The following is a 23,111-nucleotide window of genomic DNA, read 5'->3' on the forward strand; positions in this document are numbered from 1 at the left end:
GGTGACCACCTCGTGTTGCCCGCGTCGAACCGGTTGGTCCGGTCCGACGACTTCCGTCGCGCCGTCCGGTCCGGTCGGCGTGCGGCGCGACGCGCGGTGGTCTTGCATGTGCTGTTGGAGGCCGGTCACGCCGGCCCCCCGCGCGTCGGATTCGTTGTGAACAAGGCGGTGGGCAACGCGGTTCTGCGGAACCGGGTCCACCGCCGTCTGCGTGCTGTCCTGGCAGCGCGGATCCCGGAGTTGCCGGCCGGCAGCCTGACGGTGGTCCGGGCGCTGCCGTCGTCCGCCGCGGCGTCGTACGACGAGCTCGTCGCCGACGTCGACGGTGCGTTCCGCCGATTGTCGAAGCCATGATGCGGTTCAATCCCGTGCGCAGCGGGATCATCGGTTTCCTGAAGCTGTACCGCCTGCTGATCAGCCCGCTGTACGGGCAGGTCTGCAGGTTCTACCCGAGTTGTTCGGCGTATGCCCTGGAAGCGGTCGAGCGCCACGGTGCGGTGCGCGGTAGCTGGCTGGCGGTGAGGCGACTTCTCCGCTGCCACCCGTGGAACCCCGGAGGCTACGACCCCGTTCCACCCAAAGATGTCGACCAGCGCGGAGAGTCTGTCTCCGCCAACCAGCCCGGGCCGTCAGCCGACGCCGGGCCTGTGCAGCGAGGTGTGTGAGTGACTCTTCTGGCCATCCCCGGGCTCGCGGTGTGGGACGGGATCGTAGATCTGTTCAACACGGTCATGACGCCGCTGTACTGGGCCGTATCGGCACTGCTGGTCGGCTGGCACTGGCTGCTCAGCCAGGTCGTCGACGCGAACAGCGGTTGGGCCTGGGCCTTCTCCATCGTCGGTCTGACGGTGACGATCCGGACGATCCTGATCCCGCTCTTTGTCCGGCAGATCCGTTCCAGCCGGAACATGCAGCTGCTGCAGCCGAAGATGAAGGAGCTGCAGAAGAAGTACGGCCACGACCGGGAGAAGCTCGGTCAGGAAATGATGAAGCTGTACAAGGAGACCGGGACCAACCCGTTCTCCTCGTGCCTGCCGCTGCTGCTCCAGTCGCCGATCTTCCTGGCGCTGTTCCGGGTGCTCGACTACGCGGCCAAGGGCCAGTGGCACAGCGAGATCATGAAGCCGTATGTCAACTCGCTGCAGCACGCGAAGATCTTCGGCGCGGAGATCTCGCAGACCTTCCTGAAGGCGAGCGGTACCGGCTCGGGCAACGTCAAGGTCGTCGCGATCGTCCTGATCATCCTGATGACGGCGACCATGTTCACCACGCAGCTGCAGCTGATGCGGAAGAACATGCCGAAGGAGGCCCTCGAGGGCCAGGCCGCCCAGATGCAGAAGATCATGCTGTACGTCTTCCCGATCTTCTTCCTGATCGGTGGCTTCAACTTCCCGATCGGTGTACTGATCTACTGGTTCATCTCGAACCTGTGGACGATGGGCCAGCAGTTCTACGTGATCCGCCGGAACCCGGCCCCGGGGACGCCGGCGTACGACGCGATGCAGGCGCGTAAGCGGGAGCACAACCTGCGCCACGGCCGTCCGGCCGACGAGAACGTCCCGGGTACGGCGGGTGCGGCGACCGAGACCGCGACGACGGACCGGCGCCCGGCGCAGCGGCAGCAGCCGAAGCGGCAGTCGCGCAGCGACCGTAAGGGCGGCCCGGCGGCCACCGCGTCGAGCAACGGCCAGACGACCGAGGCGGACACCGCGGCGGTCCAGGACGAGACGCCGAAGCAGGACGCGCCCAAGAAGACTCAGGCCGGTGCTGCCAAGAAGCAGCCGGCCGCCAAGAAGGGGTCGGGAGGCAAGCGCCAGCCCGCGGCGAAGTCGGCCGCGCAGAAGAAGGCGGCGCAGAAGCGCTCCGGCGGATCGCGCTGACCCCCGCGCACCGCAATCCCTTTCTTTGACGAACCCGGGTCCCCGTGGGGCGGATCTTGACACTGTGAAGGAGTGGCCGTGACCGACGGCATGCAGAACACCGAGACGGCGGACGAGTCCGCCAGCCCGAAGAACTCCGCCTCGGAGCGGCTGAAGGCCCTCGAGGCGGAGAGCGACATCGCGGCCGACTACCTCGAGGAACTACTCGACATCGCCGACCTGGACGGCGACATCGACATGGACATCGACGGTGACCGGGCCGCGGTCTCGATCGTCGGCGCCGAGCTGAACAACCTGGTCGGCGAGAACGGCAAGGTGCTGGAGGCGCTCCAGGAGCTGACCCGGCTGGCGGTGTACCGGGAGACCGGCGAGCGCTCGCGGCTGATGCTGGACGTCTCGAACTACCGGGCGAACCGGAAGGCCGAGCTGGAAGAGGTCGGCCGGAAGGCGGTCGAGGAGGCCAAGGCGACCGGTACGCCGGTCCGCCTGGACCCGATGACGCCGTTCGAGCGCAAGGTCGTCCACGACGTCGTCGCGGCTGCCGGCCTGACGTCGGAGTCCGAGGGCGAGGAGCCGCGCCGCCGCGTGGTGGTCCAGCCGTGACCACAGCATGACCGTACACATGCCGCGCCTCCGGCGCGGCGGGCCATGGGGCTGTGCCTCCCGGCCTTCCCTCGTCGCTCCAGTCGCTCCAGTCGCTTCGCTCCCTCCGCTCCTCAGTCCAGGCCGGGAGGCCCCATGACCGAGGACGTTTCACGTGAAACCCCGCCGCTCGTGGACAAGCTGTTTCCACGGGCGGCGGTCCGGCTTTCGGCGTACGCCGAGTTGCTGGCCACCGAAGGCACCCTGCGCGGACTGATCGGGCCGCGGGAGGTCCCGCGGCTCTGGGACCGGCACCTGCTGAACTGTGCGGTCGTCGAGCGGCTGATTCCGGAGGAGTCGTCGGTCGCCGATGTCGGCACCGGCGCCGGCCTCCCGGGGATCGTGCTCGCGATCGTCCGGCCCGACCTCCAGGTGGATCTGGTCGAGCCGCTGCTCCGGAGGATCACGTTCCTGGAGGAAGCCGTCGACGCGTTGGGGCTCGACAACGCACGAGTGGTTCGAGCTCGGGCCGAGGACCTGCCGCCGGCGTCGTACGACGTGGTGACCTCGCGGGCGGTCGCTCCGCTGGCCAAGCTGGCGCGCTGGTGTCTGCCGCTCTGTGTCGAGGGCGGATTGATGCTGGCGATGAAAGGGGCGTCCGCAGAGGAGGAATTGGACGGCTCGGAACGCGAATTGATGAAGCTTGGTGCAGAGGTTTGTCATATTCACCAACTCGGCGGCGATGAACTGGCCCTCCCCACGACTGTGGTGAGTATTGTGGCCGGACGTGCTGCAGGGGGATCCCGGCACGGACGACACGGGAGGTGAGCGGGTTGGTGAGTCGTGCCCTCGGATGGCCCGAGAAGAGCACCGGTGAGCCGCGGCCATCGCAGGGCATCGGCTGGCCGACCGAGGCGGACCCGACCGTTCGTGTCGTGACTTCGGAGCCCGCTCCCGACGCCTCCCCGGCACCGGCACCGCCGGTCGCCACCGCGCCGGCTGGAACGCCGGTCGCCGCACCAACTGCCCCGCCCGCGGCCGCGCGGCCGGCGCCTCCGATCGACACCTCGGGACTGCGTGCCGCTGCCGCGGCCGGTCTCGACGGACCAACTACTGACGAGACCCGCGCTGTTTCACGTGAAACGCCGGAGATGCGGGATGATGGTTCCGGCCCCGATTCGACGCCACTGGTGGACGCCGAGACGGACCATTCGGAGTCTCCACCGCCTGTGGATGACCACCGCATGAAACTGCCCCTGCACACGGGAATTCGTCCACAGAAGCCTGTGGACGGAGCTGGGGGTAGACCCGCCCCGACCCCTACAGACATCCTCTTCGGGCCGAGTCCCGCACCTATTGGAATGGGCGCTATGACTGCCGCACAGATCGCCGCGCGGGCCACGACGGACGAGCTTCAGCGACGCCTCCTTGAGACTCCGATCGCCGCCGCGACCGAACGGACCCTGCTGGTGAATGAAGGACGCACAATGGGCCGTGAGTTCCCGCTGCCCGCCCAAACCCGCGTGTTCGTCGTGGCGAACCAGAAGGGTGGCGTCGGCAAGACGACCACCACGGTGAACGTCGCCGCCGGCCTGGCGCTGTACGGCGCGAAGATCCTCGTCATCGACCTCGACCCGCAGGGCAATGCTTCGACGGCCCTGGGTATCGAGCACGCCGAAGGTACGCCGGGCGTGTACGAGGCGGTCATCGAGGGCGAGCCGCTGAGCAAGCTGATCCAGCCGTGCGCCGAGCACCCCGGCATCCAGGTGATCCCGGCGACGATCGATCTGGCCGGTGCAGAGATCGAGCTCGTCAGCCTGGTGGCCCGCGAGAGCCGGCTGAAGACGGTGCTTGAGGCCTTCCTCTCCGAGACGGAGGCCGCGGGGGAGAAGTACGACTACGTCTTCATCGACTGCCCGCCGTCCCTCGGCCTGCTGACGGTGAACGCGCTGACCGCCGCACGCGAGGTCCTGGTGCCGATCCAGAGCGAGTACTACGCGCTCGAAGGCCTTTCCCAGCTCCTCCGCCACATCGACATGGTGAAGTCCCACCTGAACCCGGGGCTCGACGTGTCGACGATCCTGCTGACGATGTACGACGCCCGTACGAAGCTCGCCGGCGAGGTCGCGGCCGAGGTCCGCGGCCACTTCAAGGACGCCGTACTGCGGACCGCCGTGCCGCGGTCAGTGCGGATCTCGGAGGCGCCGAGCCACGGGCAGACCGTGCTCGCCTACGACCCGGCGTCGGCCGGTGCACTGTCGTACCTGGAGGCGTCCCGCGAGATCGCCATGCGGAACAACGCCTGAGGATCTACCGTGACACGCAGCCGTTCCACGTGAAACGGTTGCGTCGTGCGGTTCCGTTCCACGTGAAACGGGACACGGGGGTCGGTCCAGGAGTGCCGGAACCCGTTCGGCGTTGTGATAGGCCAGCAGTAGCTCAGCAGGATGTCGAACTCGAGGGAGCGCGATGAACACCCGACTCGGACGCGGACTTGGTGCGCTGATCCCCAGCTCGCCGGCCCCTGGCACCACGACCCTCGGCAGTAAGTCGTCCTCGATCCCGGGCGCACCCCCGGCACCGACGCCGGCCGAGCCCCTGGCGTCGTCGGAGCCGGAGCTTGCCGCGGTTCCCGGCGCCTCGTTCGCCGAGATCGACGTCGAGAAGATCACGCCGAACCCGAAGCAGCCGCGAACGGTCTTCGACGAGGACGCGATGGACGAGCTCGTCCACTCGGTCAAGGAGATCGGTCTGCTGCAGCCGATCGTCGTCCGGCGGCTCGAGGACGACACGTACGAACTGGTGATGGGTGAGCGGCGTTGGCGCGCGACCCAGGCGGCCGGGCTGACCACGATCCCCGCGATCGTCCGCGAGACGTCCGACGACGCGATGCTGCGCGATGCGCTGCTGGAGAACCTGCACCGCAGCCAGCTGAACCCGCTGGAAGAGGCGGCGGCGTACCAGCAGATGCTCGACGACTTCGGGTGCACGCAGGAAGTCCTCGCGACCCGGATCGGCCGCTCCCGTCCGCAGATCTCCAACACGCTGCGGCTGCTGAAGCTCCCGGCCTCGGTCCAGCGCCGCGTCGCCGCCGGCGTACTGTCGGCCGGTCATGCGCGGGCGCTGCTCGGTCTGCCGAGTGGCGATGCGATCGAGCGACTGGCACAGCGGATCGTCGCCGAGGGGCTCTCGGTGCGTACGGTCGAGGAGATCGTTGCGCTCGGCGACATGAACGCCGACGACGCGACTGCACCCCGGCGGCGGAACAAGCCGGTCGCTCCGCGGCTGGTCGACCTGGCGGACCGGCTGTCGGATCGGTTCGAGACCCGGGTGAAGGTCGACCTCGGGAAGACCAAGGGCAAGATCACCGTCGAGTTCGCTTCACTGGACGATCTGGAGCGGATCGTCACGCTGATGGATCCGAACAAGCAGAACGGGTCCTGACAAGCCCGACACGCCGCAAAAGCCCGCGAATCCTCAGCGCGGTCGGCCAGGAATCACAGGGATGTAAGTCGGCTCAGACGGCTTAGGATCGCGTTCAGCGAGGTAGTTCGAGGTTCGAACTACAGGGTTATCTCGACCAAGCTCTTTGTCGACAAAGTCACCTACCGGTTTCCGGGCAATGTTTCATGTGAAACATTGCGGGTCGCCACGATCCGGTAGGTGGCGGGGAGTGCGGAGGCTTTCGGTCCGAGCCCGGCATAGCTCTCGGGCTCCGGCGCTTCCTCGAACCGGGTGAGGGTGAGGCCGGCCTTCAGGAGAGCGGTGATGACATCGCTCGGTGGCCAGATGAAGGCCTGGAAGGTCGGCGCGTCCGGGTTGTCGCGAGCGCCGGTCGGACGCTTCGAGTTCTCGACCGCGGCGAGCGGCGTGGTACGCCCGAAGTAGTCGGCGGTGATCTCGATCTGGTTCGGACCGCGGACCGCCAAGGTCTCCCACACCGGATGGTGCTCGGCGATCAGGACGGACCCGCCGGGAGTGAGCCGGGCGGCGACCGACGTGGCGAAGACATCGAGGTCCGGCACCCAGCAGATGGCGCCCCAGCTCAGGTAGATGAGGTCGAACCCGGTTAGTGACTCGGGCAGCGCGAGCATGTCCGCGCGGACGAAGTCGGCCGGGATCCCAGCGGCCACCGACTTCTCGGTCGCCATCGCGAGCGCGATCTCGGAGATGTCGACGCCGGTGACGGAGGCGCCGAGCTGTGCCCAGGAGAGGACTTCGTCGCCACACGAGCAGGCGAGGTGCAGGACCCGGCGGCCACGCACATCGCCCGCCGCGGCCAGCTCCTCCGCAGTGAGGGTGGAGCCGCCCGCGCGGAAGAACGACGCGGTCTGGCCGGGACGGGCGTGGTGGATCTGGTTCCAGCTGGCCCGATTCGATTCCGTGATGTCGTGCAGCATGCGCGCGACGCTACGGCGGCGAACCGTAGCGGGACAACGGAATTAGCGACCGAGCAGCTCGTGCGACGTCTTGCGCTCGGCGTAGAACGACAGGAACGGGATCGTGCCGGCCAGCGCCATCAGGACGAGCCGCGGGAACGACCACCGCACCCGGCGGAACAGGTCGAACGTCAGCAGCAGGTACACGACGTACAGGAAGCCGTGCAGCGGGCCGATCACGTTCATCGCGCCGGGGTTGTCGGCGAAGTACTTCAGCGGCATCGCGAGGAACACCAGCAGGAGCAGCATCACACCCACCACGTACGCGATCACGCGGTACCGCATCAGTGCGCCGCGGACGGCCGGGGTGATCGGCTGCGCGGAGGTGGCGGGGTCGGCAGAGGAAGTCACGCTGAAACGGTACCGCTTGACTCCACGGCCGATCCGACCCGGTCCGCATCCGGACCGGCGGACCGAGCGTCGTCGCCGGACGGGTCGTCGCCTGAGGTGTCGCCGGCAGGGTCGTCCTCGTCGGGGGAGCGGTGCGCGTCCAGCACCATCCGGCCCCACATCCACAACGTGAAGGCGGCGAAGATCCACCACTGGAAGGCGTACGCCACGTTCCGTAGGCCCGCGCTTTCGGTCGGCGGCGGAGGCGGTACGACGGCGGCGGGCGCGGGCGACGTACCGGCCGCAGATGTCTGTACGACGAAGGCGTCGTACACCCGGTACTTCACGAGGTGCACGATGGTCGGGATCCGCAGTGACGACAGCACGCGTCCCTTGGCGGCATCGTCCGACGAGTCCTCGGCCTCGGACGCGACCACGGCTCCGGTCAGCGACACCGGACCGCTCGGCGCCTTCGCTGCCGGGTCGGACACCGAGGCGACCCAGCCGCGCACGACCATCACCGCATCGGTGTCGGAGAGCTTCAGCGGCGACACCACCCAGAACCCCTGGTGTCCGTCCTGCAGCCGGTCCGCGACGAATACCTGGTCCGCCGTCGGACCCCAGGTGCCGTCGATCGTCACCTGCCGCCCGACCGCCTTGGCCGGCAGACCTTCGTCGACCGTGAACAGCGACTGCAACGGCACGGGAGCGGCGGCCGCGCGATGCGCGGTGGCCTCGGCCGTCTTCGACTTGTAGACACCGAGCTGCCAGATCCCCATCGCGGTCATCACTCCGGCGATCGCGAGCGCGAGGGCGAGCAGGCCGATCCACCGTGGCTGGACAGCAGTCCGCCAGAGCGGCTGGGGTGTGGCGTCGGACATCGGCGTCAGCGGGCGGCGGCAGTAGCCAGCAGGTCGCGGCAGAGTACGCCGAGCTCGATCCCGGCGGCCTCGGCGGCGAGCGGGACGAGCGACGTCTCCGTCATCCCTGGCGCCACGTTGACCTCCAGGAACCACGGAACGCCGGCTGCGTCGACGACCAGGTCCGTCCGGGACAAGTCCCTCAGCCCCAGCGCCTGATGCGCCTGAACGGCCGCAGCGGCGCACGCACCGGCCGCCTCCGGCTCGAGCCGGGCGGGCACCACAAACTGTGTCGCACCGGCCGTGTACCGCGCCTCGTAGTCGTAGAACCCGGAGTCTGGGCGGATCTCCACCGCCGGCAGCGCGCGCGGTCCGTCGCCGACGTCGACGACCGTGACCGCTACCTCGGTGCCGTCGATGTACTGCTCGATCAACGCGACGGGTCCGTACGCGTAGCAGTTGACCATCGCCGCCGGCAGTTCGTCCGCGGACCGCACGATCGAGGCACCCAGCGCCGAACCGCCGCGGGCCGGCTTCACCACGAGCGGCAGCCCGATCTGCGTGACCACGGCCTCCATCAACGCGGCGGCGCCGAGCTCGCGGAACGTGTCGTGCCCGAGCACGACCGACGCGGGCGTGTGCAGCCCGGCGTTACCGACGACCGTCGACGCGACCGGCTTGTCGAACGCCGCACGGCACGCAGCCGCGTCGGCACCGACGTACGGAACGCCGTACAGGTCGAGGACCTGGCGGAGGGCGCCGTCCTCGCCGGTGACGCCGTGCAGGACGGGGAAGACCGCGTCCGGTGGATCCTCGCGCAATCGATCGACGAGGGAGGCATCGACGTCGCGTTGCTCGACCTCGACGCCGACGCTGCGCAGAGCGTCCGCCACGCGGCGGCCGGAGCGCAGCGAGACATCACGCTCGTGCGACAGACCGCCGGCCAGAACCAGCACTCGACCCAGATCACTCATCACAAATATCCCGATCACTCGTGGGCGTCTCCGGCGCGGTCGCCGGCCCCGAGGCCCACTGGAACGGTACCCCTACCGCATCATGGACCCCCGGCCACCCGTTGGTCCCTTGCGCAACCTTTGCGGTGGGACCTAGCTCAGTTCCGGCCCCGGAGCGTCGTAGTCACGGCCGGTGCCCGGGGGTAGCGGGCCGAAGGTCTGCCGGAGCTCCAGCTCCTCGTTGATCACCGCGGCCAGCCTGCCGACGCCCTCGGTGATCCGCTCCGGCGTCGGATGACAGTACGACAACCGCATGCACTGGGACCCGAAACCGTCGGAGAAGAAGGCGGTCCCGGGTACGTACGCGACCCGCGCGGTGACCGCTCGCGGCAGCATCGCCTTCGCGTCCAGGCCCTCCGGCAGGGTCAGCCAGACGTAGAAGCCGCCCCGTGGTTTCGTCCAGGTGGTTGCCGCTGGCATCTTTTCGGTCAGCGCCGCGAGCATCGCGTCCCGGCGCTCGCGGTACATCTCGCGGAACTGCTTCACCTGCCCCATCCAGTCGTGCCGGATCAGGTACGACGAGATCGCGAGCTGGCTGAACGTCGGCGGACACAACGTCGCGGACTCCTGCGCGAGCACGAGCTTCTCCCGGACCGCGTGCGGCGCGACTGCCCACCCGACCCGGAACCCGGGCGCGAACGTCTTCGAGAACGAGCCGAGGTAGATGACGCCTTCGCGATCCGCGGCCCGCAACGCCTTCTGCGGCTCACCTTCGAAACCGAGCAACCCGTACGGGTTGTCCTCGAGGATCAGCAGCTCGGCCCGCTGGCAGATCTCCAGCACGCGGGCGCGCCGCTCGTCGGACAGCGAGACACCGGCCGGGTTGTGGAAGTTCGGGATCGTGTAGAAGAACTTGACCCGCTTGCCGGCCGCCCGCACGGAGGCGATCGCCTGCTCCAGCGCCTCCGGTACGACGCCGTCGTCGTCCATCGCGACGTGCACGACCTCGCACTGGTACGCGCGGAAGACGCCGAGCGCGCCGACGTACGACGGCGCCTCGCAGATCACCACGTCGCCCGGATCGCAGAACACCCGCGTGACCAGGTCGACCGCCTGCTGGCTGCCGACCGTGACGACGACGTCGTCCGGGTGCGCCTCGATGCCCTCGAGCCGCATGATGTCGCAGATCTGGTCGCGCAGCGTCGGGTCGCCCTGACCGGAGCCGTACTGCATCGCGACCGCGCCGTTGTCGATCACCAGGTCGCGGACCGCGCCGCCGACGACGTCCAGCGGCAGGCCGCCGATGTTCGGCATCCCGCCGGCCAGTGAGACCACTTCCGGCCGGCTGGCGACCGAGAACAGGGCGCGGATCTCCGATGCGGTCATGCCCTTGGTCCGGGCTGCGTACGCCTCGACGTAGTTGTCGAGACGGGTCTGCCGGACATCGGGCACGTCAGCACTCACGAGGGCCACTCCAACGGTGATCGAGGGGGAAGTCACCAGGTTACGTCGAGAGACCTCAGTGCGGGCTGGGGATCGGCGTGACCTCTCACTACCATGCCTTATAGGGGCAGGTTCGACCATGCCGGAATCTGGCTGTTGAGACAGCCGGCGGACCGGTGCGGCCTGAGAGGCGGAGCGGAATGAGCGTGGGCAAGACAGCCGGGTGGACGCTCGGTGGTCTGCTGCTGGGCGTGCTGGCCGGGTTCGCCGGCGAGCTGTTCCGGCGGCAACCGGCCAAGGTGCAGCAGCGGTACGTCGCCCCGCGGGCGACCCGGACACCCGATGCGTGGACCCCGTCCGCGGTCCCGGAGCGGGCCGCCGCGGAGGTCACCGCGCCGGAGACCGAGCCGGCCGCCCGATGACGTGTCGTGACGAATCTAACAGTCCGTATCGCTGATCGGATGCGCTGATGGCCCGCCGGCTCGAACCGCTGACCCTCGACAACCTCGACGGGTTACCGGTGCCGTGCCGGGACTGTGTCTTCTGGGAGCTCGACCCGGTCGCGGCGCGGCACGCGATCCGCAACGGTGACACCGCCCTGGAGAAGGAGGCATGGCTGTCGCAGCTGCTGCTCGACTGGGGGACTGCCGGGATTCTGCTGTCCGTCGACGACGAGCCGGCCGGGTTCGCCGTGTACGCGCCGGCGAAGTACCTGCCGCGGATCCAGGCCTTCCCGACCGCACCGGTCAGCCCGGACGCCGTCGTACTGGCCACCGGGCGGATCCTGCCGCGGTACCTGGGGCTCGGGCTCGGGAAGGTCCTCGTGCAGGCGATCGCGAAGGACGTGATGAAGCGCGGCTTCCGCGCCGTCGAGGCGTTCGGGGACTCGCGCTGGGACGGGCCGAGCTGCGTGTGGCCGACCGAGTTCCTGCGGGCAGTCGGCTTTGGTGTGGTCCGGGAGCATCCGCGCAATCCACGGCTGCGGCTGGACCTTCGATCGACGATCACCTGGCGCAGCGAGATGGAGGCGGCGGTGGAGCGGCTGATGGGCGCGATCCGTCCGGAGCAGTCGCCGTCCGCGCCGGTCACCGTCCGGGACGCGTTGCGGACGGGCCCGGAGTAGACCGTGGTCTGGCTGGCGCTGGCCGACCTGATCGCGGTCGTGCACGGCGCTCTGCTGCTGTTCTTCCTGGTCGGCGGATTCCTCGCCTGGCGGTGGCCGCGGCTGATCTGGTTCCACCTCGTGATCCTGGTGTGGAACGCCGCGATCACACTCTTCAGCTTCACCTGTCCGGTGACCTGGACCGAGCAGTACTTCCGGAGCCTGGACGGCCGGCCCCGCTACCGAGGCGGCTTCATCCGGCACTACTTCGAAGGCCGACTCTGGCCGGTCGGAGACACGCCTCTCGTCACCTGGTCCGGCTTCGCCGTCGTCGTGATCGCCTATCTCGGGTTCTTCGTCGTCATGGTCCGGCGACGGTCGAAGGACCGAGCCTTTCGATCCTGATCGACAGGAGGGCAGGACGGCAGCCGTTGTGCTTTGCTCGCGCGCATGGGCAAGGGGCGGGTTCTGATCGTCGGCGCGAGTATCGCGGGTCCGGCGCTGGCGTGGTGGCTGAACAGCTACGGGTACCAGGTGACCGTCGTCGAGCGGGCGCCGGCGCTGCGGACGGGCGGATACAAGATCGACATCCGCGGCGCGGCGATCGACGTGGTCGAACGGATGGGGCTGAAGACCGTCCTCGAGGGGCTCGAGACCGACATGCGGTTCATGTCGTTCGTCAACGGCGCCGGGAAGCGGATGGTCGACGTACCGGCGGACCTGTTCATGGGGCGTGGCGAGGCCGACCTCGAGGTGATGCGTGGTGACCTCAGCCGGATCCTGTACGACGCGACGCGGAGCAGCGTCGAGTACGTCTTCGGGGAGACCGTCACGGGGGTGGACGCGGAGACCGGCGAGGTCACGTTCGGGCAGGCCGGGCCGCGGACGTTCGACCTGGTATTCGGCGCCGACGGGCTGCACTCCGCGGTCCGTGAGCTCGCCCTCGGCGGGAGCCCGCTGGACGATCTCGGCCACCTGGTCTCGATCGGTACCGTGCCGAACCATCTCGCGCTGGATCGCTGGGAGCTGATCTACTCGGTGCCCGGGCGGACCGTGAACCTGTACAGCACCGCGGGCAGCGCCGACGCGAAGGTGCTGTTTCTGGCCACGGCACCGGCCGGCGGCGTCGACCGGCACGACCGTTCGGCACAGCTGAGGTTCCTCGAGGACCGGTTCCGGGGTGCGGGTTGGGACACGGACCGGCTGCTCGACGGGATCGCTCAGGCGGACGACTTCTACTTCGACACGGTCAGCCAGGTCCGCCTCGACCGGTACGGCCAGGGACGCGTCGCACTGCTCGGCGACGCGGCATACTGCCCGTCCTTCGCCTCGGGGCAGGGGACCAGCCTCGCGCTCGTCGGCGCGTACGTGCTGGCCGGCGAGCTGTCCCGATCAGAGCCGCAGACGGCGTTCGCGCAGTACGAGCGCCTGATGCGGCCGTACGTCGAGCAGAACCTGAAGCTCGGGCGGGACAACCTCGGCCGGATGATCGCGAAGAGCACGTTGCAGAGCTGGATGGGCGCACAGCTGCTCCGCGTGCTGCCGCGGATGCCGGGCAAGGACGCGATGATCGCGAAGGTGACCAAGCCGATCCACGACGCGGCGCGCGCGATCGACCTGCCGCAGTACTGATCAGGGGCGACTCAGTGAGACCCCGGACGTGGGCCGGGTCCGGCCTCCCCATACTGGAGGGGTGCCCACCACCAGTACGCCGGTCGACGACTACCTGGCCGCGCTGCGCCGCGAGCTCCGGGGCCCGCGGCGGCGGAAGGCGGACCTGCTCGCCGAGGCGCGGGACCATCTGACCGACGCGACCGAGGCGTTCGAGGCGGACGGGAACGAGCGGTACGACGCGGAGCGCGCGGCGGTCGCCGACTTCGGCGAACTCGCGGACGTGGTCCCGGGGTACCGGGCCGAGCTGGCGATCAGCCAGAGCCGGCGGATCGCGATGATGCTGTTGTTCGCGCTGATGATCCAGCCGATCGTGTGGCAGGGCGGCGCCTGGATCTGGACGCAGGAGCCGGAATCGGCGAGTGCGCTCAACGACCTGCTGCAGACCGTCGTCCGGGCGATCGGCGGCGTCGTGATCGCGGGTGCGCTGCTCGCGGTCCTCGCGACCGGGGTCGGCGTCCGCTATCCCGTGGTGCGGGAGCACCTGAGCCGGGTGACGGCGCTCTTCGCGCTGGCCGGATCCGCGATGGTCGCCGGGATCGGCGTACTGATGGCGGCGACCAGCTCCCACGCGCCGGGCGTGCCGGCGTTCGGCGTGGTCGGGACGTTCGTCGTGCTGCCGCTCGCGCTGGTCAGCGTGCAGGCCGCGCGCGGTCTACGCCTGGCTCGGGCGTAGCACCCCCTCGACCACGGCCCGGAACGTCAGCCAGTCCTGCTTCCCGGACGCGAGCATCTTCGCGCCGGAGCTGGTGAGCTGGTACGTACGCCGCTTCCGCCCGCCGACCGTGCTCCACTCGCTGGCCAAGTACCCCGCGCGCTCGAGGCGCCGGAGCGCCGGGTAGAGCGTGCCGGTCGGCAGGTCGAGCTCGCCGCCGCTGCGCTCCAGCAGCGCCTCCATGATCGCGTAGCCGTGCAGCGGCTCGGCCTCGACGACCGCCAGGATCATCGGGTCCAGGTGTCCACGCAACGCATCCGCCTTCATGTAGCCAGTCTACTCATATGCCTGTTACTGTCGAGAGGCAACATGTAGCCAATCTACTTATCAAGGATCTCCGATGACTGTGGACGCTCCGATCCGACCAGCGACCCGACCCGGCGTGCTGCACCGGGTGTCCGGGTGGGCCATGCAGCACGCCGGTCTGGCGCTCGTGCTGTGGGTGGTCGTGCTGGCCGCCGTCACCGGCGCGGCGACGGTGGTCGGCGCCAACTACCGCGGCGACAACTCGCTGCCGGGCACCGACTCCCAGCGGGTGACCGACCTGTTCACGGCGCACCAGCCGAAGGGCGACACCGCATCGGTGCAGATCGTCGTCCGCGCCGACGGCGGCCTGGATGCGGACAAGTCCCGGGTCGAGTCGATGCTGGCCGCGGTCCGGGTCCTGCTGCACGTGTCCGCAGTTGCCGACCCGTTCGGTGGACAAGGAGATTTGTCGACAGATCGACGTACGGCGTATGCGACCGTGAGCCTGGACGTCGCGGCCGCGGACATGCCGGTGGACGGAGTACGGGCGATCATCCACCGCGCGCAGGACTTCGCCCGGCCGGGATTCCAGGTGGAGGTCGGGGGAGACCTGGCGCGGAGTGCGGCCGACAGCTCGGGCGGTGCGTCCGAAGGTGCCGGAATCCTTGCCGCGCTGGTGATCCTGGTGTTCCTGTTCGGATCGTTGCTCGCGGCAACACTTCCGTTGTTGACCGCGGTGTTCGCGGTCGGCAGCACGGTCGGCCTGCTGATGCTGGCGTCGCATCTGTTCAAGGTCCCGGAGTACACGACCCCGGTGATGATGCTGGTCGGGCTCGGCGTCGGGATCGACTATGCGTTGCTGATCTTCTCCCGGTATCGCCACGAGCTGGTGAAGGGCACGGCCGATCCGAAGGTCGTTGCCCTGGACACCGCGGGGCGGTCGGTGATGTTCGCCGGCTGTACGGTGGTGATCGCGCTGCTCGGCCTGCTGGCGTTGGGGCTCGGCTCGTTGCAGGGCATTGCGCTCGGCGTGACGATGACCGTACTGATGACGATGCTCGCGGCGGTGACGTTGCTGCCGTCGTTGCTGACCTTGTTCGGCAAGCGGATCGAGCGCAGTGTCCGCAAACATGCCGCGAAACAACGGCGTACGCCGGGGGACGGATGGCGGAAGCTGGCCGGCGTCGTCCAGCGCGGCCCGTGGGTGCCGTTGGTGCTCGGCGTCGTAGCGCTGGCGGCGTTGTCGTTGCCGGCGTTGGGGATGCGGCTCGGGTTCGCGGATGCCGGGACCGACGATCCGGCGAAGACCAGCCGGAAGGCGTACGACCTGTTGGCGGAAGGATTCGGGCCGGGGTTCAACGGACCGCTCGTTGTGGTGACCGAAGGAGGCCGGGCCGACCTGCTCGGACCGACGCTCGCGAAGGACCCCGACATCGCCGCGGTGACGCCGCCGCAGGTCACGCCGGACGGGAAGGTCACCACCGTGCTGGCGTTCCCGAAGTCGGCGCCGCAGGACGCGGCAACGAGCGAGCTCGTTCAGCGGCTGCGCAAGGACACGTTGCCGAAACTCGAAGGGACGTACCTGGTCGGCGGAGCGACGGCGGCCGCGGACGACTTCGCCGCCGCGGTGAGCAACCGGCTGCCGATCTTCGTCCTGGTGGTGGTCGGGTTGTCGGCGGTGCTGCTGATGGCGGTGTTCCGATCGGTGCTGATCCCGTTGAAGGCGGCTGTCCTCAACCTGCTCAGCATCGGCGCCTCGCTCGGCGTGATCACGCTCGTCTTCCAGCACGGCTGGTTCGGCGCGCAGGCCGGCCCGATCGAGGCCTTCGTCCCGGTGATGATCTTCGCGATCGTGTTCGGGTTGTCGATGGACTACGAGGTCTTCCTGGTCTCCCGGATCCACGAGGAATGGCGGCGTACCAAGGACACCACGGTCGCCGTCCGCGAAGGCCTCGCGACCACCGGCAGCGTGATCACCGCGGCAGCCGCGATCATGATCGTCGTCTTCGCCGCGTTCCTCCTCAGCCCAGACCGAATGCTCAAACAATTCGGCCTCGGCCTCGCCACCGCAGTACTCCTCGACGCCCTACTCATCCGCTGCATCATCGTCCCCGCCGTACTGCGCCTCTTCGGCACACGCGCGTGGTGGCTACCACGCGGCCTGAACCGGGCGCTACCGACGATCAAGCTCGAGGATCACGCGTAGTACAACTCAACCCACGTTGGTGTCGAAGGTTGCCAACCCCAACGACTTCCACGCATCGAGGAGGCGCTTGTCACCGGATGCGACGACAAGATCGGCGTCCTCCAACTGTTCGGCGGACGCGCAGTGAACAGCGTCGTACCCGCGCAGCGCCAGCAGGTCCGCGAGTTCGGCCGCCCGCTGGATCAATGGCTGGTCCACCTCGGCGATCTCGAGTTGTGCCCAGAGTTGGTCCAGCAGTCGTCGGCACGACGCATACGCCTGGTCGTCCAGGCGCGCCCCACGATGCGCTTGCGCGAGTGCGGCCGCGGTCTCGACATACAGCAATCGGCTCGAGACCACGGCGTCGGCGTCATCCCAGAACCGGCGACAGGCCGCACTGCTCGGCTCGCTGACCAGCAGCGGTACGAAGGCCGACGTGTCGAGATAACCGATCACCGGCGCTGCTCGTCGACGAGTTCGGTGACCAACCCCTCGGCATCAACCGGGTCCGGCGCGGGCTGCTTATTCTGGCGGGCGGGCTGCACCCGCCCTTCGGCACGAAGTTGCTCCAGCCGCGTCGGCCGGCCGACGGGCACGATGCGGGCCACCGGTTGCCCGTGGTCTGTGACAGTCACGGTGTGTCCGGAACGGACCTCGGCCAGATGGCGACTGAGGTTGTCGCGCAGTTCCCGAATGCCGACGTCCATGCCGACTCCCTTATGTGGCTACTTCTGTTGAGCCCATTGTAGCCACGGCGCCTTAAACGGTCAGCTGGCCGAGGCGGAGCATGCCGGTGGCGGCGTCCTGGTCCGGGGGGAGGTAGACGCGCTGGATGGCGACCACGATCGACTCGGCGATGACGTCGCGGAAGGCTGGGTCGGCGAGGCGGGCCGAGTCGTGGGGGTTGGTGACGTAGCCGATCTCCAGGCGGACGGCCGGCATCTTGGTGCGGCGCAGGAGGTCCCAGGTCTTCTCGTGGGTGCGGCAGTCGAGGAGGTCGGTGCGGGCGACGATCTCGCGCTGGACCAGGCCGGCGAACTGTTCGCCGACGCTGGACGAGGCGCCGTGCAGGTCGTTGCCGTAGAAGTACGTCGCGACGCCCTGCGCGTCCGGGTTCATCGAGCCGTCGGTGTGCAGGGAGACGCAGAGGTTCGCGTCGGTCTCGTTCGCGAAGGCGGCCCGGGCCAGCTCGTCCGGGCCCTGGTCGCGGCCGCGGGACAGGTACGCGCGGACGCCGGTGGCGCCGAGGCGGCCCTCGATCCGGGAAGCCAGGTCGTACGCGATGTCGGACTCACGCAGGCCGTACCCCTCCCAGCCGTAGTCGAAGCCGCCGTGCCCGGGGTCGATCACCACGGTCTTGCCGGACAGCCGCGGCCCGGCGGCGCGGACGGCCTCCCGCGCGCGCAGCGCGTCCGGACGACCGCCGGTCGCCATCGGGCGGATCCGCTGCAGCGCCTTGAACGTTGACGGACCACACGTACCGTCGGCCGGCAGACCCATGTTCCGCTGGAACTCGGTCACCGCGCGCTGCGTGTCCGCGCCGAAGATCCCGTCGATCCGGGCGACCGCGAAACCCAGCTCCTGCAGCTTCGCCTGCAGGCTCAGCACGTCGTCGCCGCTCAGCGGATGCGTCGGGACGAACGTCAGCAGCCGGTCGCCCAGCCGCCAGCGCGCGTCATCGATCGCGCGGTACGTCTGCGGGCCGACGATGCCGTCGATCATCAGCCCGCGTTGCTGCTGGAAGCCCCGGACGGCGTGCGCGGTCGCCTCGTCGTAGACGTCGTGGCCGCCGGTCAGCAGCCCCAGTCTCTGCAGCTTGCCGACGATCTCCGCGACCGCCTCACCGCTGTCGCCGATCCGGTACACGCCGTGCGGGGATTCCATCAGGTAAAGCTCCTTGCCGGTGTGGCGGGACAACTCAGGCGGTGAAGTCGGCCAGCTCCTTCAGCAGCGCCGCCTTCGGCTTGGCGCCGACGATGGACTTCGCCAGTTCACCGTTCACGTAGACGTTGATAGTAGGGATACCGGTGACCTTGTAGTTGCTCGGGGTGACCGGGTTCTCGTCGACGTTCATCTTCAGGAACGTGAGCTTGTCGCCGTGGTCCTGGTTCAGCTCCTCCAGGATCGGGGAGACCTGGCGGCACGGGCCACACCACTCGGCCCAGAAGTCCACCAGGACCGGCTTGTCGCTCTTCAGCACGGTCTGGTCGAACTCGGCGTCGGTGACAGCGTTCATCTTCTCGCCCACGGCGATAACTCCTTCAGGGTGATTGTGTATGAGGTCAGACGGAGACGGACTCGGTGGCGGCCGCGGCGTGCTCCGCGTCCTCCAGGGTGGCCAGGAAGCGCTCGGCGTCCAGGGCGGCGGCACAGCCCGTACCGGCGGCGGTGATCGCCTGCCGGTAGGTGTGGTCCACCAGGTCGCCGGCCGCGAACACGCCGCGCAGGTTGGTCTCGGTGCTGTCGGGCTTGACCAGCACGTACCCCTCCTCGTCCAGGTCGACCTGGCCCTTGACCAGCTCCGAGCGGGGGTCGTGGCCGATCGCGATGAACAGGCCGGTGGCCGGCAGCTCGCGGGTCTCGCCGGTGACGGTGTCCTTCAGCGTCAGGTGGCTGAGCTTGTCCTCGCCGTGGATCGTGTCGACCGCGGAGTTCCACTGGAACTCGAGCTTGTCGTTGGCGACCGCACGGTCGGCCATGATCTTCGACGCGCGCAGCTCGTCGCGGCGGTGCACCAGGTGCACCTTCTTCGCGAACTTGGTCAGGAAGGTGGCCTCCTCGACGGCGGAGTCGCCGCCGCCGACGACCGCGATCTCCTGGTCGCGGAAGAAGAATCCGTCACAGGTCGCACACCAGGACACGCCGTGCCCGGACAGCCGCTCCTCGTCGGCCAGGCCGAGCTTGCGGTAGCCGGAGCCCATCGCCAGGATGACGGCCTTCGCGCGGTGCTCGGTGCCGGTCGAGTCGGTGACCACCTTGACGTCGCCGGTCAGGTCGACCTTGATCACGTCGTCCGGCACGAGCTCGGCGCCGAAGCGCTCGGCCTGGGTCCGCATCTCGTCCATCAGCGCCGGGCCCATGATGCCCTGCGAGAAGCCGGGGAAGTTCTCCACCTCGGTGGTGTTCATCAGCGCGCCACCGGCGGTGACGGAGCCTTCGAACACCAACGGCTCCAACGCCGCACGGGCGGCGTACACGGCAGCCGTGTAACCGGCCGGCCCGGAGCCGACGATGATGACGTTGCGGACTGCGGTGGACTCGCTCATACAGGCGTTCCTCGGTGTCGTCGAGAACAGTGACGTCGTACTCAACGGATCCTAGAGGCCGACCATTCCCACGGTACCCATCGACAGCCCGCTCTACCGCATCGGCCGGATCAGCGGTTGCGGAGCGTCACTGTCGTGTCGTAGAACGACGTGCCGACGCCGCCGGGGGAGCTACATCCGGTGACCGCGAAGATCTGGATCTGGCTCACCGCCGCGCCCTGCAGCCCGATGATCGTGGCCCGCTTGCCGTCCACCTTGGCGGGCTGGACGAGCCGGACGTTCGAGTTCGAGCGGCCGGCCGCGAACGCACGGGCGCAGGCCTGCTCGTCGCTCGAGCCGTGCAGGATTGCGTTCGGGGTGTTGTCCAGCCAGCGCTTGGTGGCCGAGCCGATGTCCTTGCTCGCGATCGTCACGGTGTCGGCCGGCGGCGTGTTCGCGTCGGTGGATGCGGCTCCGTCGTTCGCCTGGTCCTTGGTGGCGAACACGACACCGACACCCAGCGCGGCGATCAGCACCACACCAGCGGCGGCGCCGAGCAGCTTCGGCAGGTGCCGGCGCGGCTCCTCGCGGAGCTGGGCCAGCGAGTGCACGCCGACGGTGGACGCGCGCAGCACCGACTCGGACACGATCACCGCGTCCAGGTGCTCGGCGACGTCGGTCGGCATCGGGATGTCGCTGCGGCCCTCCTCGGCGAGGTCTTCGGTCAGCTGCAGCAGGGCATCGTACGTCTGCTGGCACTCCGGGCATGCCTTCACATGCTCACGAGCGCTGTGTGCCTCGGGGGCAGGCAGCAGGTTCTCGATCAGGTCGGCGATCGTGTCCGTGTCCAGGTGCTCGAGGTGCTCACTGGTCGGCAGACCGGGATCGGTCATCGGGGGCTCGCCTCCTCACGGGAGGTGCGCGGCGTGTTCATAACGGACTCCGGGTAGGCGTCAGGCGTTCGGTCGCCAGAGGCAGGCGACTTCGCTTCGACGGCATACCCACTCATTCGGTTCCCACTGCTTCCGCGGCGGACTCTTTCTTGGAAGTTTGCCAATGCCGCAGCAACGGGAGCAGCTTGGCGCGGCCCCGGGCGCACCGGGACTTGACCGTGCCCGGCGCGCAGTCCAGGATCGCGGCCGCCTCCTCGATCGAGTACCCCTCCATGTCGACCAGGACCAGCGCCGCGCGCTGGTCCTCGTTGATCTGCTTCAGGGCGTTCAGTACGTCGAGCCGGCGCTCGCGGACCTCGGCCGGGTCGTCCTCGGCCGGGCCGGCCAGCTCGGCGGCGCGGTCCTCGTCCTCCGGCAGCGGGTCGGCCGCGCGCACCTGGCGGCGGCGGATCCGGTCCAGACAGGCGTTCACCACGATCCGGTGCAGCCAGGTGGTCACCTTGGCGTCGCCGCGGAACGAGTCCGCGCGCCGGAACGCCGAGATGAACGCCTCCTGGAGCGCGTCGGCGGCCTCCTCGGGTTCGCCGAGGGTGCGGATCGCGACCGCCCACATCCGGTCCCGGTGCCGCTTGACCAGGAACCCGAACGAGTCCGGGTTGCCGGCCACGTGCATCCGGAGCAGTTCGTGGTCGTCCAGCTCGTCGTAGCTGGTCGGGCCGGTCGGCCGGGCAGGCTGCGCGCCACCCTGGGCGACCGGGTCGTCGGCGCCGATGCGCGGGACGTCCGGACGACGGGGCGGCGGATTGCCCGAGTCGACGTGAGCGGTCATTTCTGGATCGTGACCTCCGCGATGGTGCCCTGGTAACCGTCCGACACCTTCGGCAGCTTGGTCAGCCAGACCAGGACGTACCGCGTCTCGGTCGGCGCCGAGGGGGTCAGGACCACCGTACCCTCGGGCTGGTCCGCCTTGGTCGCGACCGGCGTCCAGCCGCTGATCCCGGTCGGCGACGTGCTGGTGTCACCCTTCGGAACCATCAGCTGCAGGCTCGTGCCGTTGCCCTGCAGGAGCACCGCGACCTTGGACACCGGGGTCTTGGTGCCGAGGTCGTAGATGATGCCGACGCCGGTCTTCAGGCCGCCGAGGTTCGGGTTGCCCTTGTACGACTGCGTCTTCCAGGTCGTGCTCGGATCGCCGTCGTACGTGTTCGGGACGTCCTTGTGGTGCTCCTCGCCGTTGCCGGGCGGCGGGTCGAAGTCCTGAGCCCCGACGATCGTCGCTTTCCCGCCGGTGGTCGACGGGGTCGTGCTGGTCTGCGGCGGGGCACTGGTCGTCGTACCACCGGTGCCGCCATTGGTGCTGCCGTTGTCCTTGTTCATCGCACCCTTGAGCAGGAACTGCGCGAGCAGGATCACCGACAGCAGGGCGAGGATCGCGAGCAGGATCAGGATCCGGCCGCCCCACGAGCCCTTCTGCTTCTGCTTCGGCTCGTCCCGGCGACGGCCGTTCCCGTTCGTGGCCGTGGGCTGCCGGCGGACCGGTCGGGTGTCGGTCGACGGCTCGTACGCCGGCTGCGGCGGGCGGTACCCGTTCGGCTCCGAGGTGTACGTCGGGTCCAGGGCCGGCGGGGCGGACTGCGGCACCACCTGGGTGGCGTCGTCGACGCTGCCGTTCTGGCTGGCGACCTGGACGGTCTCGTCCATCTGGTTCGGCGGCTCGTGCGAGCTGCCGACGACACCGGACAGCGCGGCGGACAGACCGGCCGCGCTGGTGATCGGCGGCGCGTGGTGCCGCGGCGGGTCGCCGAGCAGCCGGTCGCTGATGTCGTCCAGCGACCGCGGTACGCCGGCGCGCACCTGGCGCGGGCTCAACAGCCGGCCGTGCTCGACCGGGGCCGGCTGCAGACCCCAGGCCGGGGCCGGGCCGGGCCAGCGGCCGGTGAGCGACGCGAAGAGCAACTGTCCGAGCGAGTGCACGTCCTCCTCGGGCGAACCCGCCCCGGACGAGCGCAGCGCCGCCTCGGTGGCGACACCGACGACCTTGATCGCGCCGGCGTCCGTGACCACCACGGTCGCCGGGCTGATCGCGCCGTGCGCGTAGCCGGTGCGGTGCAGGTTCTCCAGGGCCTCGGACACCTCGCGGGCCAGCCAGCCCGCCTGCTGCCCGGTGAGCGGGCCACTGCCGAGCATCCGCTCGAGCGACCGGCCGCCGGCCCATTCGCGCACGCAGTACGTCACGCCGTCGTGCATGTCGCAGTCGAGCACCCGGAGGAAGCGTGGGTCGTTCGCCGCGGCGGCCCGGCGGGCGGCGTCGAAGAGCAGGTTGGTCCGCGGGTCCCCGACCGGCAGCACGTCGACCACGACGGCCCGGCTGAGGACCTCGTCGACGGCCCGCCACACCCGGGCACCGTCGATCTCCGCGAGCAATTCCGCGATCCGGTACCGCCCGGCCAGCAGAGCACCAGGACTCACGGTCTGGTTCGACACGGTGTCTCTCGCCCTCCTAGAAGCGCCAGCGGCCTGATCGCAGGCCCCATGTTAGTGCCCCACTGACCAGACAGGTGGTGCAC

At 69.2% G+C, this 23,111-nt stretch carries 26 protein-coding genes and 1 pseudogene; 13 read left to right on the plus strand and 14 right to left on the minus strand.

Annotated features, from left to right (window positions below):
* The first annotated feature begins 12 nt into the window (after nucleotides 1-12).
* The 7 genes and pseudogenes from rnpA to ACXJJ3_RS22485 all read left to right on the plus strand — a co-directional run bounded on the left by rnpA (nucleotide 13) and on the right by ACXJJ3_RS22485 (nucleotide 5,906).
* On the plus strand, nucleotides 13-354 hold the full coding sequence (rnpA, locus tag ACXJJ3_RS22455; protein ID WP_458163792.1) for a ribonuclease P protein component: 342 nt from the start codon (nucleotides 13-15) through the stop codon (nucleotides 352-354).
* Nucleotides 351-665 carry a membrane protein insertion efficiency factor YidD gene (yidD, locus tag ACXJJ3_RS22460; protein WP_425554039.1) on the plus strand — a complete coding sequence of 105 codons (315 nt, stop codon included), beginning with the start codon at nucleotides 351-353 and terminating at the stop codon, nucleotides 663-665. Before rnpA ends, yidD begins: the two co-directional genes overlap by 4 nt.
* A 9-nt stretch (nucleotides 666-674) precedes the next feature.
* Nucleotides 675-1,655, plus strand: a pseudogene (gene yidC / locus ACXJJ3_RS22465) (membrane protein insertase YidC); the annotation flags it as partial.
* A 303-nt stretch (nucleotides 1,656-1,958) separates the two neighbouring features.
* Nucleotides 1,959-2,483 carry a Jag family protein gene (locus ACXJJ3_RS22470; RefSeq protein ID WP_458163793.1) on the plus strand — a complete coding sequence of 175 codons (525 nt, stop codon included), beginning with the start codon at nucleotides 1,959-1,961 and terminating at the stop codon, nucleotides 2,481-2,483.
* Between the two features lie 135 nt (nucleotides 2,484-2,618).
* A complete protein-coding gene (gene rsmG / locus ACXJJ3_RS22475; protein ID WP_458163794.1) occupies nucleotides 2,619-3,290 on the plus strand; it encodes a 16S rRNA (guanine(527)-N(7))-methyltransferase RsmG in 672 nt (223 codons plus the stop codon).
* Between the two features lie 542 nt (nucleotides 3,291-3,832).
* The gene (locus tag ACXJJ3_RS22480; protein ID WP_458163795.1) at nucleotides 3,833-4,768 is read left to right on the plus strand and encodes a ParA family protein; all 936 of its coding nucleotides are present in this window, start codon (nucleotides 3,833-3,835) and stop codon (nucleotides 4,766-4,768) included.
* 163 nt (nucleotides 4,769-4,931) lie between these two features.
* A complete protein-coding gene (locus ACXJJ3_RS22485; protein ID WP_458163796.1) occupies nucleotides 4,932-5,906 on the plus strand; it encodes a ParB/RepB/Spo0J family partition protein in 975 nt (324 codons plus the stop codon).
* Between the two features lie 161 nt (nucleotides 5,907-6,067).
* On the opposite strand, the gene ACXJJ3_RS22490 is transcribed toward ACXJJ3_RS22485, so the two are convergent.
* From ACXJJ3_RS22490 to ACXJJ3_RS22510, 5 genes are all read right to left on the minus strand, one after another.
* Nucleotides 6,068-6,862 carry a class I SAM-dependent methyltransferase gene (locus ACXJJ3_RS22490; RefSeq protein ID WP_458163797.1) on the minus strand — a complete coding sequence of 265 codons (795 nt, stop codon included), beginning with the start codon at nucleotides 6,860-6,862 and terminating at the stop codon, nucleotides 6,068-6,070.
* Nucleotides 6,863-6,904: 42 nt separating this feature from the next.
* A complete protein-coding gene (locus ACXJJ3_RS22495; RefSeq protein ID WP_458163798.1) occupies nucleotides 6,905-7,252 on the minus strand; it encodes a DUF3817 domain-containing protein in 348 nt (115 codons plus the stop codon).
* Nucleotides 7,249-8,112 (minus strand): SURF1 family protein, encoded by an 864-nt coding sequence (locus ACXJJ3_RS22500; RefSeq protein WP_458163799.1) that lies wholly within the window; start codon nucleotides 8,110-8,112, stop codon nucleotides 7,249-7,251. Before ACXJJ3_RS22500 ends, ACXJJ3_RS22495 begins: the two co-directional genes overlap by 4 nt.
* Nucleotides 8,113-8,117: 5 nt before the next feature.
* A complete protein-coding gene (locus ACXJJ3_RS22505) occupies nucleotides 8,118-9,065 on the minus strand; it encodes a D-alanine--D-alanine ligase family protein (protein ID WP_458163800.1) in 948 nt (315 codons plus the stop codon).
* Nucleotides 9,066-9,197: 132 nt separating this feature from the next.
* Nucleotides 9,198-10,508, minus strand: coding sequence for an aminotransferase-like domain-containing protein (locus ACXJJ3_RS22510; protein ID WP_458163801.1), 1,311 nt, complete (start codon nucleotides 10,506-10,508; stop codon nucleotides 9,198-9,200).
* Nucleotides 10,509-10,687: 179 nt separating this feature from the next.
* Between ACXJJ3_RS22510 and ACXJJ3_RS22515 the strand changes: the two genes are divergently transcribed.
* The 5 genes from ACXJJ3_RS22515 (at nucleotide 10,688) to ACXJJ3_RS22535 (ending at nucleotide 13,936) form a co-directional block, all read left to right on the plus strand.
* A complete protein-coding gene (locus tag ACXJJ3_RS22515) occupies nucleotides 10,688-10,909 on the plus strand; it encodes a hypothetical protein (protein ID WP_458163802.1) in 222 nt (73 codons plus the stop codon).
* 47 nt (nucleotides 10,910-10,956) lie between these two features.
* Nucleotides 10,957-11,610, plus strand: a complete 654-nt coding sequence (locus tag ACXJJ3_RS22520) for a GNAT family N-acetyltransferase (protein ID WP_458163803.1) — start codon at nucleotides 10,957-10,959, stop codon at nucleotides 11,608-11,610.
* 3 nt (nucleotides 11,611-11,613) lie between these two features.
* Nucleotides 11,614-11,994 carry a DUF2784 domain-containing protein gene (locus tag ACXJJ3_RS22525; RefSeq protein WP_458163804.1) on the plus strand — a complete coding sequence of 127 codons (381 nt, stop codon included), beginning with the start codon at nucleotides 11,614-11,616 and terminating at the stop codon, nucleotides 11,992-11,994.
* Nucleotides 11,995-12,039: 45 nt separating this feature from the next.
* Nucleotides 12,040-13,221, plus strand: coding sequence for an FAD-dependent monooxygenase (locus tag ACXJJ3_RS22530; RefSeq protein WP_458163805.1), 1,182 nt, complete (start codon nucleotides 12,040-12,042; stop codon nucleotides 13,219-13,221).
* A gap of 61 nt (nucleotides 13,222-13,282) precedes the next feature.
* Nucleotides 13,283-13,936, plus strand: a complete 654-nt coding sequence (locus tag ACXJJ3_RS22535; RefSeq protein ID WP_458163806.1) for a permease prefix domain 1-containing protein — start codon at nucleotides 13,283-13,285, stop codon at nucleotides 13,934-13,936.
* Here ACXJJ3_RS22535 and ACXJJ3_RS22540 read toward each other — a convergent pair.
* Nucleotides 13,916-14,242 carry a PadR family transcriptional regulator gene (locus ACXJJ3_RS22540; RefSeq protein ID WP_325036865.1) on the minus strand — a complete coding sequence of 109 codons (327 nt, stop codon included), beginning with the start codon at nucleotides 14,240-14,242 and terminating at the stop codon, nucleotides 13,916-13,918. The two genes, ACXJJ3_RS22535 and ACXJJ3_RS22540, sit on opposite strands and share 21 nt — an antisense overlap.
* A 73-nt stretch (nucleotides 14,243-14,315) precedes the next feature.
* On the opposite strand from ACXJJ3_RS22540, the gene ACXJJ3_RS22545 reads away from it, so the two are divergent.
* Nucleotides 14,316-16,427 (plus strand): MMPL family transporter, encoded by a 2,112-nt coding sequence (locus ACXJJ3_RS22545; protein WP_458163807.1) that lies wholly within the window; start codon nucleotides 14,316-14,318, stop codon nucleotides 16,425-16,427.
* Nucleotides 16,428-16,433: 6 nt separating this feature from the next.
* On the opposite strand, the gene ACXJJ3_RS22550 is transcribed toward ACXJJ3_RS22545, so the two are convergent.
* The 8 genes from ACXJJ3_RS22550 to ACXJJ3_RS22585 form a co-directional block, all read right to left on the minus strand.
* Nucleotides 16,434-16,862 (minus strand): type II toxin-antitoxin system VapC family toxin, encoded by a 429-nt coding sequence (locus ACXJJ3_RS22550; protein WP_458163808.1) that lies wholly within the window; start codon nucleotides 16,860-16,862, stop codon nucleotides 16,434-16,436.
* Nucleotides 16,859-17,113 (minus strand): type II toxin-antitoxin system Phd/YefM family antitoxin, encoded by a 255-nt coding sequence (locus ACXJJ3_RS22555; protein WP_458163809.1) that lies wholly within the window; start codon nucleotides 17,111-17,113, stop codon nucleotides 16,859-16,861. Before ACXJJ3_RS22555 ends, ACXJJ3_RS22550 begins: the two co-directional genes overlap by 4 nt.
* A 52-nt stretch (nucleotides 17,114-17,165) precedes the next feature.
* Complete coding sequence (locus tag ACXJJ3_RS22560) at nucleotides 17,166-18,290, minus strand: N-acetylmuramoyl-L-alanine amidase (protein WP_458163810.1); 1,125 nt, start codon at nucleotides 18,288-18,290, stop codon at nucleotides 17,166-17,168.
* A gap of 34 nt (nucleotides 18,291-18,324) precedes the next feature.
* Nucleotides 18,325-18,642 (minus strand): thioredoxin, encoded by a 318-nt coding sequence (trxA, locus tag ACXJJ3_RS22565; RefSeq protein ID WP_458171934.1) that lies wholly within the window; start codon nucleotides 18,640-18,642, stop codon nucleotides 18,325-18,327.
* 46 nt (nucleotides 18,643-18,688) lie between these two features.
* Nucleotides 18,689-19,672 (minus strand): thioredoxin-disulfide reductase, encoded by a 984-nt coding sequence (trxB, locus tag ACXJJ3_RS22570; protein ID WP_458163811.1) that lies wholly within the window; start codon nucleotides 19,670-19,672, stop codon nucleotides 18,689-18,691.
* A 110-nt stretch (nucleotides 19,673-19,782) separates the two neighbouring features.
* Nucleotides 19,783-20,544: an anti-sigma factor family protein gene (locus tag ACXJJ3_RS22575; protein ID WP_458163812.1), complete on the minus strand. Its 762-nt coding sequence runs from the start codon at nucleotides 20,542-20,544 to the stop codon at nucleotides 19,783-19,785.
* Nucleotides 20,545-20,656: 112 nt separating this feature from the next.
* A complete protein-coding gene (sigM, locus tag ACXJJ3_RS22580; protein WP_458163813.1) occupies nucleotides 20,657-21,373 on the minus strand; it encodes an RNA polymerase sigma factor SigM in 717 nt (238 codons plus the stop codon).
* Entirely contained in the window at nucleotides 21,370-23,028 is a 1,659-nt protein-coding gene (locus ACXJJ3_RS22585) for a protein kinase family protein (protein ID WP_458163814.1), read from the minus strand. Before ACXJJ3_RS22585 ends, sigM begins: the two co-directional genes overlap by 4 nt.
* Between the last annotated feature and the right edge of the window lie 83 nt (nucleotides 23,029-23,111).

The sequence above is a fragment of the Kribbella sp. WER1 genome (genome assembly GCF_054189145.1).

Coding starts and splice junctions, on each gene's coding strand:
- sigM (WP_458163813.1), bottom strand. CDS start 21,373: ATGACCGCTCACGTCGACTCGGGCAATCCGCCGCCCCGTCGTCCGGAC.
- ACXJJ3_RS22515 (WP_458163802.1), top strand. CDS start 10,688: ATGAGCGTGGGCAAGACAGCCGGGTGGACGCTCGGTGGTCTGCTGCTG.
- ACXJJ3_RS22575 (WP_458163812.1), bottom strand. CDS start 20,544: ATGACCGATCCCGGTCTGCCGACCAGTGAGCACCTCGAGCACCTGGAC.
- yidD (WP_425554039.1), top strand. CDS start 351: ATGATGCGGTTCAATCCCGTGCGCAGCGGGATCATCGGTTTCCTGAAG.
- rsmG (WP_458163794.1), top strand. CDS start 2,619: ATGACCGAGGACGTTTCACGTGAAACCCCGCCGCTCGTGGACAAGCTG.
- ACXJJ3_RS22490 (WP_458163797.1), bottom strand. CDS start 6,862: ATGCTGCACGACATCACGGAATCGAATCGGGCCAGCTGGAACCAGATC.
- ACXJJ3_RS22520 (WP_458163803.1), top strand. CDS start 10,957: ATGGCCCGCCGGCTCGAACCGCTGACCCTCGACAACCTCGACGGGTTA.
- ACXJJ3_RS22505 (WP_458163800.1), bottom strand. CDS start 9,065: ATGAGTGATCTGGGTCGAGTGCTGGTTCTGGCCGGCGGTCTGTCGCAC.
- ACXJJ3_RS22545 (WP_458163807.1), top strand. CDS start 14,316: ATGACTGTGGACGCTCCGATCCGACCAGCGACCCGACCCGGCGTGCTG.
- ACXJJ3_RS22485 (WP_458163796.1), top strand. CDS start 4,932: ATGAACACCCGACTCGGACGCGGACTTGGTGCGCTGATCCCCAGCTCG.
- ACXJJ3_RS22540 (WP_325036865.1), bottom strand. CDS start 14,242: ATGAAGGCGGATGCGTTGCGTGGACACCTGGACCCGATGATCCTGGCG.
- ACXJJ3_RS22500 (WP_458163799.1), bottom strand. CDS start 8,112: ATGTCCGACGCCACACCCCAGCCGCTCTGGCGGACTGCTGTCCAGCCA.
- ACXJJ3_RS22480 (WP_458163795.1), top strand. CDS start 3,833: ATGACTGCCGCACAGATCGCCGCGCGGGCCACGACGGACGAGCTTCAG.
- ACXJJ3_RS22530 (WP_458163805.1), top strand. CDS start 12,040: ATGGGCAAGGGGCGGGTTCTGATCGTCGGCGCGAGTATCGCGGGTCCG.
- trxB (WP_458163811.1), bottom strand. CDS start 19,672: ATGAGCGAGTCCACCGCAGTCCGCAACGTCATCATCGTCGGCTCCGGG.
- ACXJJ3_RS22560 (WP_458163810.1), bottom strand. CDS start 18,290: ATGGAATCCCCGCACGGCGTGTACCGGATCGGCGACAGCGGTGAGGCG.
- trxA (WP_458171934.1), bottom strand. CDS start 18,642: ATGAACGCTGTCACCGACGCCGAGTTCGACCAGACCGTGCTGAAGAGC.
- ACXJJ3_RS22555 (WP_458163809.1), bottom strand. CDS start 17,113: ATGGACGTCGGCATTCGGGAACTGCGCGACAACCTCAGTCGCCATCTG.